Source organism: Stenotrophomonas sp. YIM B06876 (assembly GCF_030711595.1).
Lineage (GTDB): Bacteria > Pseudomonadota > Gammaproteobacteria > Xanthomonadales > Xanthomonadaceae > Stenotrophomonas.
The window spans coordinates 1-2133 of record NZ_JAUJUJ010000126.1 but is presented as its reverse complement, the minus strand read 5'-3'; the positions used below and the strand labels follow the sequence as shown (position 1 = coordinate 2133).

Here is a 2133-nt window from a genome sequence, read left to right as displayed (position 1 = left end):
CACTTCGACGATCAGGATGCCGTGCTTGCTGATCAGCCCCATCAGGGTCACGAGGCCGACCTCGGTGTAGATGTTCAGCGACGCAAAGCCGAGGAAGATGAAGATCATGGCGCCGAACAGCGCCAGCGGCACCGACACCAGAATCACCACCGGGTCGCGGAAGCTCTCGAACTGCGCCGCCAGCGCCAGGAACACGATGATCACGGCGAACATCATGGTCACCAGAAAGCCGCCCGACTCCTGCATGAACTGGCGCGACTGGCCCGCGTAGTCGACGGTGTAGCCGCTCGGCGCCACTTCCTGCACGGTATTGCGCATGAACGCCAGCACATCGCCCTGCGAGGCCCCCGAGACGCCCGAAATCGTGGCCGAGTTGAGCTGCTGGAAACGCGTGATGGACTCGGGCACCACGTCGTATTTGAGGCTCGCCACCGTGCTCGCCGGGATCATTGCGCCGCTGGGCGTGCGGATGTGGAAGTTGAGCACTTCCGCCGGGTTGAGCCGGTCGACCTGCAGCACCTGCGGGATCACCTTGTACGAGCGGCCGGCGATAGAGAAGTAGTTGACGTAGCCGCCGCCGAGCGCCGCGCCCAGGGCGTTGCCCACGTCCTGCTGCGTCATGCCGAGCGCGGCGATCTTGTCGCGATCGACCACCACGGTGGCCTGCGGCTTGTCGATCTTGAGGTCGGCGTCCACGAAGTAGAACATGTTCGCCGCCCGCGCCTTGTCCAGCACCTGCTGCACCACCGTGTTGAGATTCTCGAACGGCTCGGTGGTGGTGATGACGAACTGCACCGGCAGGCCCGNTCGGCGTCCACGAAGTAGAACATGTTCGCCGCCCGCGCCTTGTCCAGCACCTGCTGCACCACCGTGTTGAGATTCTCGAACGGCTCGGTGGTGGTGATGACGAACTGCACCGGCAGGCCCGACGACCCCGGCAACGCCGGGAACTGGAACGCCGCCACGCGCGCGCCGGCGATCTTGTCCCACTGCGCCTGCAGGCCCTGCTGGATCTGATGGGCGCTGCGGCTGCGCTGGTCCCAGTTTTTCAGCAGCACGCCGCCTATGCCCTGGTTCACCGTCGGCACGCCGGTGATCTGGAACATCTGCTGGTACTCGGGAATGGCGTTGGCGACCTGGAAGACCTGTTCGGCGTAGGTCTGCATCTGGTCGGAGGTGGCCGTGGGCGGGCCGACGATCTGCGCCAGCACCAGGCCCTGGTCTTCCTCGGGCGCCAGCTCGGACTTGGACATCTTGAACATCACGCCCAGCAGGCAGATCAGGATGAACGCCATCACGATCAGCACCGGGTAGGTGACGAGCAGGCTGTGCAGCACGCGCTGGTAGGTGTGGCGCAGCTTCTCGAAAACCCGGTCTATGGTTTGCGCGAAGCGGCCGCTGTCCTGCGAGGGCTTGAAGAAGCGCGAGCACATCATGGGCGACAGCGTCAGCGCGACCACGCCCGACACCGCGACCGCGCCGGCGAGCGTGAACGCGAACTCGGTGAACAGCGCGCCGGTCAGTCCGCCCTGGAAGCCGATCGGCACATAGACCGCGACCAGCACCACCGTCATCGCCAGGATCGGGCTGCCGAGCTCGCGCGCCGCCAGCAGCGCCGCCTCCAGGGGCGCGCGGCCTTCCTCCTTCATGTGGCGGTCGACGTTCTCGACCACGATGATCGCGTCGTCGACCACCAGGCCGATCGCCAGCACCAGGGCGAGCAGGGTCAGCAGGTTGATCGAATAGCCGAGCATCAGCATCATGAAGAAGGTGCCGATCAGCGACAGCGGCATGGCGATCACAGGCACCACCACGGCGCGCAAGCTGCCGAGGAACAGGTAGATCACCACCGTGACGATCACCAGCGCCTCGACCAGGGTCTTCACCACTTCGAAGATCGAGGTGTTGATGAAGTCGGTCGAGTCGTAGACGATCTCGCCGACCAGGCCGGTGGGCAGCTGGCTGCGGATATCCGGGAAGGCCTCGCGCACGCGCTTGGCCACGTCGAGGATGTTGGCCTCGGGCGCGACCTTGATGCCGATGAAGACCGAGCGCACGCCGCTGAAGGCCACGTTGAAGTCGTAGTTCTCTGAGCCCAGCGTGACGGTGGCCACGTCTTCGAGCCGCACGATC

2 protein-coding genes are annotated in these 2133 nt (G+C 65.3%); both read right to left on the bottom strand.

The genetic code is table 11. The annotated features are described in order from the left end of the window. Positions 1-735 (bottom strand): efflux RND transporter permease subunit (locus QZH66_RS15290; RefSeq protein WP_305806763.1); only part of this gene is annotated, 735 nt, incomplete at its 3' end. Beyond that, on the bottom strand, positions 618-2133 hold a 1516-nt coding region (locus QZH66_RS15285; protein ID WP_305806762.1), incomplete at its 5' end, for an efflux RND transporter permease subunit. The genes QZH66_RS15290 and QZH66_RS15285, both read right to left, overlap by 118 nt.